Below are 12,501 nucleotides of genomic sequence, written 5' to 3'. Positions count from 1 at the left end.
GAGGCGGGTCGACGAGGTCGAGTTCACGGGCGGGCTCGGAGGGTGGTAGTCTTTCTCGTCGGTGCTCAGGCATCGTGGTGAGCGCGAGTGGCGGAATAGGCAGACGCGCACGGTTCAGGTCCGTGTGCCCGAAAGGGCGTGGGGGTTCAACTCCCCCCTCGCGCACCAGCAGAAGATGAAGCCCCCGATCGGATGTCCGGTCGGGGGCTTCGTCGTTCGCCGACTCCTGCCGGTCAGGAGTCGCCGCGGACGCGGTGGACCCGGGCGGTGCGGGGGTAGGCGGCGGGGTCGCGCGTGCCCTCCTCCGGGAACTCGAAGAGGTCGATCATGAGCTGCAGGGGGTAGGGGAGCGACTGGGCGACGCGGTGCACGACGGTGCCGTCGACCGAGAGGGCCACTCCGTCCTCGGACCAGTCGGCGGAGTAGAGGTGCGGCTCGGCAGTGTCGATCGGGAGCTCGACGTCGACGACGTCGGCGCGCAGGCGCGGGTCGTTCACGGCTTTCACTCCGGTGCGGACGATCGAGCGGCGCTCGCCGCGGAGGGAGCCGAGGAGCTCGGCGACGGTGATCTCGCCGGAGTCGTCGGGGCCTGCCTCCTCGGTGCCGACCAGCCAGATCGCGAGCATGCACGAGGGGTCGGGGCTCGCCGAGAGGAGCGCCTCGACGTGTCCGCCGGTGGGGGTCCAGAGGCGGCGGGTCGGCACCTCGGTGCGCACGCGCAGGTCGGGGCGGTGGCGGTGGGTGCCGCGGGTGCTGCCGAGCGGACCCGCGAACGCCGCGGTCTGCAGGTTCGAGACGCGCATCGCTCCGTCGTCCTCGTGCCACGGCGGCTGATCGGCGTCGATGCGGAGCAGCAGCCCGTCGTCGTCGAGGGACCAGCGGGCACGGGAGCGCTCGGGCTCGGTCCACTGGGGGAGGTAGTGGTCGATCCAGCGCTCGGGGTCGAGGCGGCCCTCGTCGAAGCCGTCGGTGAAACGGGTCATGGCGGTCATCCTGCCGTGGTGCGCCGCCGCGGGCCGCTCAGTGCGGCGCGTCCTGTGCTGAGCCGGTGACTCGTGGAGCGGAGCAGGGGTGAGGGGACGCCGGAGGGACACCGGGGGAGGGGCCGGCGTTCACCCGGTGGACGTCGGCGGGCGCGACGCTTCGCGGGTGATCCCGCTGCGTGCCGATGTGACTCCGCTCGATGCCCTCGCTCTGCCCGTGCTGCTGCGCCGGCTGCGCGACCACCGGCACGTGCAGGTCGATGCGCAGCGGTTCCTCGCCCTGATCCCGGGAGTGGGATCGACGCTCGTCACCGACGCGGGAGTGCTCGCGATCGACGTGATGGTCGAGCACCGCGGGCTGGCCCCGCTCGTGATCGACGCGCTCGAGACGGAGCTGCGGCGCGACGGGTTCCGCGAGCGGATCGCGCTGCGCTGGAGCACGCCGGACATCGTGCCGGTGCCCTTCCGCTGATCGCGACCTCGTCTCCTCCGGACGAGATGCCACTCCGGTGCGCCTTCTCCGGCGCGTCGCGCACCGGAGAGGCATCTCGCGGCGGGGGTCAGCGGCGGGTGAGCTCCACGACGGGGATGACGCGGGTCGTCGTGCGCTCGTAGCCGGCGAAGCCCTCGGAGGCGTCGGTGACGAGCGTCCAGCCCGCGTCGCGCTCGGCGCCCTCGAGGACGCGGGCGCGGACGGGGACCGTTCCGTCGTCGGGGGTCTCGATCGCGGTGTCGGGCTCGGCGACGAGGTCGTGGAACCAGGCGGGGTGCTTCGGCGCGCCCGCGGCGGAGGCGGCCAGAAACCGGACGTCGGCGGAGGGGTGCAGCGCCATGAGGGGGGCGACGCGCTCCTCTCCGGAGCGCGCGCCGACGTGGTGCAGGAGCGCGAGCGAGCGGCCGAAGCCGGCGGTCGTCACCGTTCCGCCGTTCGCGCGGAACTCCTCGATGATCATCTCGTCGACGTCGGCCACGGCGTTCCCCTTCTTCTGCGGCGAGCGGCGCTCACCGGTCCCGGGCGCCGGGCGGCGCTCACCAGCGGGCGTCGACGGAAGCGGTCGCGTCGACCGCATCCGACTCGGGGGATCCGGCGCCGACGGCGGCGGGATCCGCGAGTGCCCGCCGCCAGGGCAGCTCCGCCGCGCCCACGAGCTCCAGGCGCGATCGGAGCGCCGCGCGCTCGATCCGGACCCCGCGGGCCAGGTCGCTGAGGGCGCGCGCCGACACTCGGGCGGCGAGGCGCTCGCGGTCGACGGTGAGGAGGGAGCCGAGGAAGCCGCCGAGGACGACGGAGGTGGGGTTGAAGAGGTTGACGAAGGTGGACAGGCCCTCGGCCAGCAGGTCGACCTGGCGGGCGACCTCGGCGAGGACGGCGGGGTCGCGGGAGGTGCCCAGCGCGATGTCGAGCTCGTCCTGGTCGAGGACCCGCGCGCCGAGGACGTCGAGGAGGGAGCGCATCCGCACCTCGGCCTCGAGGCAGCCGTGGCGGCCGCAGCCGCAGCGGGTCCCCCCGGCCGCGACGAGGGTGTGGCCGAGCTCGGCCGCGAAACCGGAGGAGCCGCGCAGCGGGAGGCCGTCGATGATCACTCCGCCGCCGATGCCGCTCGCGCCCCCGGTGACGTAGACGACGTCGGCGACGCCGCGTGCGGCTCCGAAGAGCGACTCGCCGATCGCGCCCAGGCTCGCGTCGTTGCCGACCGAGACGGGCAGAGCGAGTGCGCGGCCCAGGCGCTTCGCGAGATCGACGTCCCTCCAGCCCAGGTGGGGCGCGATCTGCACGAATCCGGAGTCGGCGTGCACCAGGCCGGGTACCGCGACTCCCGCGCCGACCAGGATGCGGTGCCCCTCCTTCTCGGAGCGGAAGCCGTCGACGATGCCCGAGACGACGCGCGCGACGGTGTCGGGGGTGGCCGGAGTGGGAGTGTCGAAGCGCACGCGGCGCAGGAGGTCGCCGTTCATCCCGACGAGGCCGACGACGATCGCGTCGGTGTCGAGGTGCACTCCGACGACGGCGAAGGCCCGGCCGGGGACGACGGTGGCGCTCGGGCGGCCGATGCGTCCGGTGGGGGCGGTCGTCTCCTCCTCCACCCAGCCCAGGCCGGTCAGCTCGCCGACCAGGTTCGCGACGGCGGATCGGTTGAGGCCGGTCCGCTGACCGAGCTCGGCGCGGCTGAGGGGCCCTGAGCGGTGGACGAGCGTCGCGATCGCGGCGAGGTTGTGGCGGCGGAGCAGAGCGTTGCTCGACGCGCCGACTGCTCCTGCCATGCTGATCCGTCTCTCGTCGGTGCGGCCCGCGGCGCGGTCGGACGACTCGGGCGGGCCCCGTCATAGTAGAGGGCCCCGCCCGAGGCGGTCCGGGAGCGGCTAGCGGCCGCCCGCCCGCCGCTTGTTGAAGATGTCGAACGCGACGGCGAGGAGCAGCACGAAGCCCTTGATGGCCATCTGCCAGGCGGCGTCGACCGACAGGATCGACAGTCCCATGTTGAGCACGCCCATCACGAGTCCGCCGATGACCGCGCCGACCACGGTGCCGACTCCGCCCTGCACCGCCGCGCCTCCGATGAAGACGGCCGCGATCGCGTCGAGCTCGTAGTTCTGACCGGCGGAGGCGACGGCGCCGCCCGCGCGGGCCGTGCTCACGACGCCCGCGACTCCGGCCAGCACGCCCATGTTCACGAAGATGAAGAAGTTGACCCACTTCGTCTTCACGCCGGACATCATCGCGGCGAAGAGGTTGCCGCCCATCGCGTAGATGTGGCGGCCGAACACGGTGCGGCCCAGGACGAAGCTGTAGGCGAGGATCAGCACGGCGAGCACGATCAGGATGATCGGGGTGCCGCTGTAGCCCGCGAGCAGCCAGGCGAGGGCCATGATCGCGACGACCGCGATGCCGGCCTTGATCCAGAAGGACGCGACCGGCTCGCGCGGGAGCTCGAGGCGGCGGAGCGTCGCGCGGGTGCGCAGCTGCTGCACGACGAGGACCGCCGAGACGACCACTCCGAGCAGCAGGGTGAGCGCATCGCGGCCGAGGATGCCGCCGAGCACGCCCGGGAGCCAGCCGGCCCCGATGGCGGTGAAGGCGGTCGGGAGGCCGTTGATCGTGCCGCCGGTGAGCAGCACCAGCGTGAATCCGCGGAAGATCAGCATGCCCGCGAGGGTCACGATGAATGCGGGTATGCCCACGAAGGCCACCCAGAATCCCTGCCAGGCACCGACCAGCGCTCCGGTGAGCAGCGCCACCACGACGGCGACTCCCCAGGGCAGGCCCCAGTTGTTCATCGCGATCGCCGAGATCGCTCCGACCATCGCCACGACCGAGCCGACGGAGAGGTCGATGTGGCCGGCGATGATCACCATCACCATGCCGATCGCGAGGATCAGCACGTAGGCGTTCTGCTGGATCAGGTTGTTGACGTTGCCGGGCAGCAGCAGGCGCCCGCCGGTCAGGAGCTGGAAGAGCAGGATGATGACGCCGAGCGCGGCGAGGATGCCGTACTGCCGCAGGTTGACGTTCATCCGGAGCCCGCGCCGCGGCGGCGTGGACGGCGTGTTCGCGGGCGTGCCGCTCGGCGCTGTGGTGGTCGTGGCGCTCATCGGGCCTGGTCCTTCCCTGCGGTCATGAAGTGCATGAGGTGCTCCTGGGTCGCATCGGCGCGGGCGACCTCGCCCGAGATGCGGCCTTCGGAGATGGTGTAGATGCGGTCGGAGAGCCCGATCAGCTCGGGCAGCTCGGACGAGATCACGACGACGGCCTTGCCCTGGGCCGCGAGCTCGTTGATGATGCCGTAGATCTCGTACTTGGCACCCACGTCGATGCCGCGGGTGGGCTCGTCGAGGATCAGCACGTCGGGACCCGAGAAGATCCACTTCGAGAGGACGACCTTCTGCTGGTTGCCGCCCGAGAGCTTGCCGGTGACGGCCGAGACGCTCGGGGCCTTGATGTTCATCTTCGAGCGGTACGAATCCGCGACCTTGTACTCGCGGTGCTTGTCGATCACTCCGAGACGGGCCAGGCGCGAGAGCGCGGCGGCCGAGACGTTGACGGTGATGTCGCCGATGAGGTTCAGGCCGTAGCGCTTGCGGTCCTCGGTCGCGTAGGCGAGGCCGTTGCGGATCGCCTCGTCGACGGTGCGGGTCTGGATCTCCTTCCCGTCCTTGAAGACGCGGCCCGAGATGCCGGTGCCGTAGCTGCGGCCGAAGATGCTCATCGCTAGCTCGGTGCGGCCGGCGCCCATCAGCCCCGCGAATCCGACGATCTCGCCGGCGCGCACGGTGAAGGAGGCGTTCTCGACGACCACGCGGTCGACGTCGACGGGGTGGTGCACGGTCCAGTTCTCGACGCGGAGCTTCTCCTCGCCGATCTGCGGATCGCGCGGCGGGAACATGCTGTTGAGGTCGCGGCCGACCATCGCGCGGATGATGCGGCTCTCGCTCGCCTGCTCCGCCGTCATCGCGAAGCTCTCGATCGTGCGGCCGTCGCGGATGATCGTGACGGTGTCCGCGATCGCTCGGATCTCCTTCAGCTTGTGGCTGATGATGATGCAGGTGATGCCCTGGCGGCGCAGCTGGTCGATCAGCCCGAGCAGGTGGTCGCTGTCGCCCTCGTTCAGGGCCGCCGTGGGCTCGTCGAGGATGAGGAGCTTCACGCGCTTGGCGAGGGCCTTGGCGATCTCGACGAGCTGCTGCTTGCCGACTCCGAGCTCGAGGATCTTGGTGGCGGGGTTCTCGGCGAGGCCGACGCGCGCGAGCAGCGCCGCCGCCTCGGCGTTGGTCGCGTTCCAGTCGATGACTCCGCGCTTGGACTTCTCGTTGCCGAGGAAGATGTTCTCGGCGATGGAGAGGTAGGGGCTGAGGGCGAGCTCCTGGTGGATGATCACGATGCCGTCGGCCTCGCTGTCGTTGATCGAGCGGTACTGCGCCGCCCGGCCCTCGAACTCGATCGTGCCCTCGAAGCTGCCGGTGGGGTAGACGCCGGAGAGGACTTTCATCAGCGTCGACTTGCCGGCGCCGTTCTCGCCGCAGATCGCGTGCACCTCGCCGGGCTGCACCGAGAGCGAGACGCCGTCGAGGGCGCGGACGCCGCCGCCGAACTCCTTGACGATGTCGCGCATGATGAGGATGGGACTGGCCAACGGGGCCTCGCTTCGTGGTCGTGGTGGGTGAGGGCGGGGTGGGCGGGAGCGGGGAGGACGTCGCTCCCCCGCCCCCGCCTCGGGATCAGAGCCCGACGTCACCGGCCTTCAGGAAGCCGGAGTCGACGAGGGTCGACTGCACGTCGTCCTTCACGACGACCTGCGGCTCGAGGAGGTAGGAGGGGACGACCTTCTCGCCGTTGTCGTACGTCTCGGTGTCGTTCACCTCGGGCTCCTCGCCCGCGACGATCGACTGCACCATCTGGAAGACGCGGTCGCCCAGGGTGCGGGTGTCCTTCCACACGGTCATCGACTGCTCGTCGGCGAGGATCGCCTTGACGTTGGCCTTGTCGGCGTCCTGACCGGTGATCACCGGGTAGTCGGCGCCCGGCGCGTAGCCGGCCGACTTCAGCGAGGCCTCGATGCCGATCGCGAGGCTGTCGTTGGGCGAGAGCACGACGTCGACCTTCTGGTCTCCCGTGTAGAAGGAGGAGAGGCGGTTGTCCATCTCGGACTGCGCCTTGTCGGAGGCCCAGCCCTGGATGCCGATGGAGGCCCAGTCGTCGTTCGAGGCGGGCGACTTGCCCGAGGGGACGACGAGCTTGCCGCTCTCGACGTAGGGCTGCAGGACGTCCCACGCACCCGAGAAGAAGAACTTGGCGTTGTTGTCGTCGGGGCTGCCGGCGAAGGGCTCGAGGGTGAAGGGACCCGCGGCGTTCGCGAGGTCGAGGGTCTCCTCGATGTACTGGCCCTGGAGCTGGCCGACCTTGTAGTTGTCGAACGTCGCGTAGTAGTCGACGTCGGCGGTGCCGTTGATGAGGCGGTCGTACGCGATGACGGTCGCGTTCTGCTTCTTCGCCTCGGACAGGACCGGCGCGAGCGCCTCTCCGTCGATGGCCGCGATCACGAGGATCTTGGAGCCGCCGGCGATCTGGTTCTGGATCTGCGAGATCTGCTGGTCGGTCTTGTTGTCGGCGTACTGGAGGTCGACGGTGCAGCCCTCGTCCTCGAGCTGGGACTGGAGCCCCTCGCCGTCGTTGATCCAGCGCTCGAGGCTGCGGGTGGGCATCGAGATGCCGACGGTGCAGTCGCCTTCGGCGCTCTCGCCGCTCGCGGCGCCGCCGGAGTTGGCGGGGCTGGCCGAGCAGGCGGCGAGGCCGAGGGAGATGATGCCGGCGGTGGCCAGCGTCGTGAGTCCACGCGAGAACTTCATGGAGTGCATTCCTCTCTGAAAGCAGTGTCCGAGTGAGAAGGACGGCGCGAGAGCGTGCACGGATGGATGCACGCCGTCGTGTCGTCGCCCGGGAGGGGCGGGGAGCCCCGAGGGGCTTTGTCCACGGAGACAACATATTGCGCAGTGTGTCCTCTGTAAAGCGCGCAGGGGACCGATGCGAAACCGTGACCTTCGCGGCAGCACCCCCGCTGCTGCAGGGGGAGACCGCTCTCACGGTCGTTGCCGTAGGGGAACCGTGAGCATTCGGCGGCGGGCCGTAGGGAAACCGTGAGGAGCGGATCCGGGGGCCTCGGGCGGGTGTTGCATCGGGACTCGTGCGCTCGATCGAGCGCCGTCCGCCTCCGGATGGAGTCCTCCGTGCTCGACCTCGCCTACCTCCTCGGCGTGCTCGCCCTGTTCCTCGTCATCGGCCTCGCGGCGAAGGGGGTCGAGAAGATCGGCCCTCCTGTCCGCTCCGCCGACCCCCGTGCGGCCCGCGTGCCGGAGGAGTCCCGGTGATCGTCTTCGATGTCCTCGCCGTGGTCCTCGCGATCGGCGCCGTGGTGCTCCTGCTCGTCGCCCTCGTCCGACCGGAGCGCTTCTGATGGACACACTCCTCGCCGTCCTCCAGGTCGCGACCGTCGGCCTCGCCCTGGCCCTGCTGCACCGCCCGCTGGGCGACGGCATGGCCCGCCTCTACACGTCGAGCCGCGACCTCGCCCTCGAGCGCGGCCTCTACCGGGTGATCGGAGTCGACTCCTCGTCCGAGCAGAGCTGGCGCGCGTACCTGCGCGCCGTGCTCGCGTTCTCGCTGGTCGGGATCCTCCTCCTGTACGGGATGCAGCGGCTGCAGGCCGTGCTGCCCGGCTCGCTCGGTCTGCCCGCCGTGCCCGAGGGGCTCGCGTTCAACACGGCGGTCTCGTTCGTCACCAACACGAACTGGCAGTCGTACTCCCCCGAGCTCACCCTCGGCTACGCCGTGCAGCTCGGCGGGCTCGCGGTGCAGAACTTCGTCTCGGCCGCGGTGGGCCTGGCCGTCGCGGTGGCGCTGATCCGCGGCTTCGCGCGGCGCTCCTCCGGCACGCTCGGCAACTTCTGGGTCGACCTGACCCGCGGCGTCCTGCGCCTGCTGCTGCCGCTGTCGGTCGTCGGCGCGATCGTCCTCGTCGCGGGCGGAGTGGTGCAGAACCTCTCGTCGCCCCTCGAGGTCGAGACGCTCACCGGCGGAGCGCAGAGCATCCCGGGCGGGATGGTCGCGTCGCAGGAGGCGATCAAGATGCTGGGGACGAACGGCGGCGGGTACTTCAACGCCAACTCCGCGCATCCGTTCGAGAACCCCTCCGCCTGGACGAATCTCCTGCAGATCGTGCTCATGCTGGCGATCCCGTTCAGCCTGCCCCGCACCTTCGGCCGCATGGTCGGCGACGTGCGGCAGGGGCGCGCGATCCTCGCCGCGATGGCCGTGGTCTTCACCGTGTCGCTCGGCGCCTTCACCGCGCTCGAGCTGGCCGGCGGCGGATCCGCGGCGCAGGCCGCAGGAGCCGCGATGGAGGGCAAGGAGACGCGCTTCGGCATCGTCGGCTCGACGCTGTTCGGCAGCGCGAGCACGCTCACCTCGACCGGTGCGGTGAACGCGATGCACGACTCCGCGACTCCGCTGGGCGGCATGATGCCGATGCTGAACATGATGCTCGGAGAGGTCGCGCCGGGCGGGGTCGGCTCGGGGCTCTACGGGATGCTCGTGCTCGCGATCCTCGCCGTGTTCGTCGGCGGGCTGCTCGTCGGCCGCACGCCCGAGTACCTCGGCAAGAAGCTCGGTCCGCGCGAGATCACCCTCGCGAGCCTGTACATCCTCGTCACTCCGACCCTCGTGCTCGCCGGAACGGCGCTGAGCTTCGCGATCCCCGGAGTGCGCGAGGACGTCGAGAGCACGTCGATCTGGAACCCCGGACTGCACGGGCTGTCGGAGGTGCTCTACGCGTTCACGTCGGCCGCGAACAACAACGGCTCGGCGTTCGCGGGGCTCACCGCGAACACCCCGTGGCTGAACACGGCGCTCGGAGTCGCGATGCTGCTCGGCCGGTTCCTGCCGATGGTGCTGGTCCTCGCGCTCGCCGGATCGCTCGCCGCGCAGAAGGCGGTGCCCGCGAGTGCGGGCACCCTGCCGACCGCACGGCCGCAGTTCGTCGGCCTCCTCGTAGGCGTGACGGTCGTCGTCACCGCTCTCACCTACTTCCCCGTACTCGCGCTGGGACCCCTGGCGGAAGGGCTCTGATCATGTCGTCCACTCTCACCGCACCGCCTGTCGAGCCGGCCCCGGCTCCCCGATCGGCGCGTGCCGCGTTCGGCCCGCGCCAGCTCGCCGCGGCACTCCCCGGTGCCGTCCGCAAGCTCGATCCGCGCCTGATGCGGCACAACCCGGTGATGCTCCTCGTCGAGGTCGGCGCGGTGCTGCTCACCCTGCTCGCGATCGCCGAGCCGTTCCTCGGCGGGCCGGAGCCGTCCGGCGGCTCGGCCGTGCCCGTCACCTTCACCGCGGGCATCGCCCTGTGGCTCTGGCTCACCGTGGTCTTCGCGAACCTCGCGGAGTCGGTGACCGAGGGCCGCGGCAAGGCGCAGGCCGAGAGCCTGCGGAGGACGCGCACCAGCACTCCGGCTCGCCGCGTCCTGGACTACGACCCGGCCGATCCGTCGGCGGCGTCGGCGGAGCTGCGCGAGGTGCCGTCCTCGTCGCTGCAGCTCGGCGACGTGGTCGTGGCGGAGGCCGGCGACCTCGTGCCCGGCGACGGCGACATCGTCTGGGGCATCGCCTCCCTGGACGAATCCGCGATCACGGGAGAGTCGGCTACGGTCGTCCGCGAGAGCGGTGGGGACCGCAGCGCGGTCACCGGCGGTACCCGGGTGCTCTCGGACCGCATCGTCGTGCGCATCACCTCGAAGCCTGGCGAGACCTTCGTCGACCGCATGATCGGACTCGTCGAAGGCGCCTCCCGGCAGAAGACGCCGAACGAGATCGCGCTCGACATCCTGCTGGCGAGCCTGTCGATCGTGTTCCTGATCGTCGTGCTGACCCTGAATCCGATCGCGTCGTACGCGGCGGCGCCGGTCAGTGTTCCCGTGCTCGTGGCGCTGCTCGTCTGCCTCATCCCGACCACCATCGGAGCGCTGCTCTCGGCGATCGGCATCGCCGGGATGGACCGCCTCGTGCAGCGCAACGTGCTCGCGATGTCGGGCCGCGCGGTCGAGGCGGCGGGCGACGTGACGACGCTGCTGCTCGACAAGACCGGCACCATCACGTACGGCAACCGTCGGGCCACCGAGTTCCTCCCGGTGGCGGGAGTGGCGCAGGCCGCGCTCGCGGACGCCGCGGCGTCGTCCTCGCTCAGCGATCCGACTCCGGAGGGCCGGTCGATCGTGGACCTGGCGATCGCCTCCGGTCGTGTCGTCCTCGAGCCCGAGCGCGCGGTCGTCGTGCCGTTCACGGCGCAGACCCGGATGAGCGGGCTCGACCTGCTCGACGGGACCGCGATCCGCAAGGGCGCCGCCTCGGCGGTCCGCGCCTGGGTGGAGCAGGAGGGGCCGCTCGCCGCGCCCCTGGCCGAGCAGCTCGCGCAGACGGTCGACGCGGTCTCGGGCAGCGGAGGCACTCCGCTCGTCGTCGCCGTGAAGGACGCCTCGGGCGCCCGGGTGCTGGGCGTCGTGCACCTCAAGGACGTCGTCAAGGACGGTCTCGCGGAGCGTTTCGCGGAGCTGCGCGAGATGGGCATCCGCACCGTGATGATCACGGGCGACAACCCGCTGACCGCGCGGGCGATCGCGGCCGAGGCGGGGGTCGACGATTTCCTCGCCGAGGCGACTCCCGAGGACAAGCTCGCCCTGATCAGGCGCGAGCAGGAGGGCGGGAGCCTCGTCGCGATGACCGGCGACGGCACGAACGACGCGCCCGCGCTCGCGCAGGCCGACGTGGGCGTGGCGATGAACACGGGCACCTCGGCGGCGAAGGAGGCCGGCAACATGGTCGACCTCGACTCCGACCCGACCAAGCTCATCGACATCGTGCGGATCGGCAAGCAGCTGCTGATCACGCGCGGGGCGCTCACCACGTTCTCCATCGCGAACGACGTGGCGAAGTACTTCGCGATCATCCCGGCGATGTTCGCGGGGGTGTTCCCGGGTCTCGCGGTGCTCAACGTGATGCAGCTGCACTCGCCCGCCTCGGCGATCCTCTCGGCGATCGTGTTCAACGCCCTCGTGATCGTGGCCCTCATCCCTCTGGCGCTGCGGGGTGTCGCCTACCGGCCGCTGTCGGCCTCGAAGGTGCTCGGCCGCAACCTGCTCGTCTACGGGCTCGGCGGCGTCGTCGCCCCGTTCGTCGGGATCAAGCTCATCGACCTCGTGGTCGCGACGATCCCCGGGTTCTGACACCCGTTCCTTCCCGCGAGATGCCACTCGCGTCCGCCCTCACCGGGGTGTCGCTCACTGGAGTGGCATCTCGCGGGGCCCACCCACTGCTTCCGGAAGAAGAGAGACCATGACACTCCGCCCCTACTCCGTCGCCCTGCGCGCGATGATCGTGATGACCGCGGTCCTCGGGCTCGGGTACCCCCTGGTCGTCCTCGGCGTCGGTCAGCTCGCCCTGCCCGCTCAGGCGAACGGCTCGCTCGTGTCCGCCGACGGGCGGGTCGTCGGCTCGTCGCTGATCGGCCAGTCGTTCATGGACGCCGACGGCGCTCCGCTGCCGGAGTGGTTCCAGTCGCGGCCGTCCGCCGCCGGCGACGGCTACGACGCGGGCGCCTCCAGCGGCAGCAACCTCGGCCCCGAGAACGCCGACCTGGTCGCCGCGATCCAGGAGCGCCGCGCCTCGATCGCCGCGGTCGAGGGTGTCGACCCGGCCGAGGTGCCCGCCTCCGCGCTGACCGCCTCCGCCTCGGGCCTCGACCCCGACATCAGCCCCGAGTACGCCCTGCTGCAGGCACCGCGGGTCGCCCAGGCGCGCGGACTCGCCGTCGACGACGTCCGCGAGCTCGTCGAGAGCTCGGTGCAGCCGCGTGCGCTCGGCTACCTGGGCGAGCCCACCGTGAACGTGCTCGAGCTGAACCTCGCGCTGGCCCGGCTGTGACGCGCCGCGCCACGGCTCGTAGACTCGCGACCGGCCCGCTGGTTCCCGCGAGCCGGG

At 71.2% G+C, this 12,501-nt stretch carries 12 protein-coding genes and 1 tRNA gene; 7 read left to right on the top strand and 6 right to left on the bottom strand.

The features are described from left to right. The first annotated feature begins 81 nt into the window (after nt 1-81). Nucleotides 82-168, top strand: a tRNA-Leu gene (locus tag IOC53_RS05125). 65 nt (nt 169-233) lie between these two features. Here the strand turns inward: IOC53_RS05125 and IOC53_RS05120 are convergent. Further along, complete coding sequence (locus IOC53_RS05120; protein ID WP_207403291.1) at nt 234-983, bottom strand: glycoside hydrolase family 16 protein; 750 nt, start codon at nt 981-983, stop codon at nt 234-236. Between the two features lie 166 nt (nt 984-1,149). Between IOC53_RS05120 and IOC53_RS05115 the strand changes: the two genes are divergently transcribed. Then, nucleotides 1,150-1,455 (top strand): hypothetical protein, encoded by a 306-nt coding sequence (locus IOC53_RS05115; RefSeq protein WP_207403290.1) that lies wholly within the window; start codon nt 1,150-1,152, stop codon nt 1,453-1,455. An 88-nt stretch (nt 1,456-1,543) separates the two neighbouring features. Here the strand turns inward: IOC53_RS05115 and IOC53_RS05110 are convergent, their stop codons facing one another. The 5 genes from IOC53_RS05110 to chvE form a co-directional block, all read right to left on the bottom strand. After that, nucleotides 1,544-1,954, bottom strand: a complete 411-nt coding sequence (locus IOC53_RS05110) for a nitroreductase/quinone reductase family protein (RefSeq protein WP_207403289.1) — start codon at nt 1,952-1,954, stop codon at nt 1,544-1,546. A gap of 58 nt (nt 1,955-2,012) precedes the next feature. After that, nucleotides 2,013-3,245, bottom strand: coding sequence for an ROK family transcriptional regulator (locus IOC53_RS05105; protein ID WP_207403288.1), 1,233 nt, complete (start codon nt 3,243-3,245; stop codon nt 2,013-2,015). A 99-nt stretch (nt 3,246-3,344) separates the two neighbouring features. Then, nucleotides 3,345-4,574: a multiple monosaccharide ABC transporter permease gene (mmsB, locus tag IOC53_RS05100; protein WP_056868820.1), complete on the bottom strand. Its 1,230-nt coding sequence runs from the start codon at nt 4,572-4,574 to the stop codon at nt 3,345-3,347. Next, the gene (gene mmsA, locus IOC53_RS05095) at nt 4,571-6,091 is read right to left on the bottom strand and encodes a multiple monosaccharide ABC transporter ATP-binding protein (RefSeq protein WP_278250019.1); all 1,521 of its coding nucleotides are present in this window, start codon (nt 6,089-6,091) and stop codon (nt 4,571-4,573) included. The genes mmsB and mmsA overlap by 4 nt, the downstream gene beginning before the upstream one ends. A gap of 106 nt (nt 6,092-6,197) precedes the next feature. Then, nucleotides 6,198-7,325, bottom strand: a complete 1,128-nt coding sequence (gene chvE / locus IOC53_RS05090) for a multiple monosaccharide ABC transporter substrate-binding protein (protein WP_372490677.1) — start codon at nt 7,323-7,325, stop codon at nt 6,198-6,200. Nucleotides 7,326-7,703: 378 nt separating this feature from the next. On the opposite strand from chvE, the gene IOC53_RS05085 reads away from it, so the two are divergent. From IOC53_RS05085 to kdpC, 5 genes are all read left to right on the top strand, one after another. Continuing rightward, nucleotides 7,704-7,844 carry a hypothetical protein gene (locus IOC53_RS05085; protein ID WP_207403352.1) on the top strand — a complete coding sequence of 47 codons (141 nt, stop codon included), beginning with the start codon at nt 7,704-7,706 and terminating at the stop codon, nt 7,842-7,844. Then, a complete protein-coding gene (locus IOC53_RS05080; RefSeq protein WP_207403285.1) occupies nt 7,841-7,930 on the top strand; it encodes a potassium-transporting ATPase subunit F in 90 nt (29 codons plus the stop codon). The genes IOC53_RS05085 and IOC53_RS05080 overlap by 4 nt, the downstream gene beginning before the upstream one ends. Continuing rightward, a complete protein-coding gene (gene kdpA, locus IOC53_RS05075) occupies nt 7,930-9,600 on the top strand; it encodes a potassium-transporting ATPase subunit KdpA (RefSeq protein ID WP_207403284.1) in 1,671 nt (556 codons plus the stop codon). The genes IOC53_RS05080 and kdpA overlap by 1 nt, the downstream gene beginning before the upstream one ends. Nucleotides 9,601-9,602: 2 nt before the next feature. Continuing rightward, the gene (gene kdpB / locus IOC53_RS05070) at nt 9,603-11,747 is read left to right on the top strand and encodes a potassium-transporting ATPase subunit KdpB (RefSeq protein WP_207403283.1); all 2,145 of its coding nucleotides are present in this window, start codon (nt 9,603-9,605) and stop codon (nt 11,745-11,747) included. Between the two features lie 109 nt (nt 11,748-11,856). After that, nucleotides 11,857-12,444 (top strand): potassium-transporting ATPase subunit KdpC, encoded by a 588-nt coding sequence (gene kdpC, locus IOC53_RS05065; RefSeq protein WP_207403282.1) that lies wholly within the window; start codon nt 11,857-11,859, stop codon nt 12,442-12,444. The last annotated feature ends 57 nt before the right edge of the window (nt 12,445-12,501 follow it).

Source organism: Rathayibacter sp. SD072 (genome assembly GCF_017355185.1).
GTDB lineage: Bacteria > Actinomycetota > Actinomycetes > Actinomycetales > Microbacteriaceae > Rathayibacter.
This window is presented reverse-complemented; position numbering and strand designations above follow the sequence as displayed.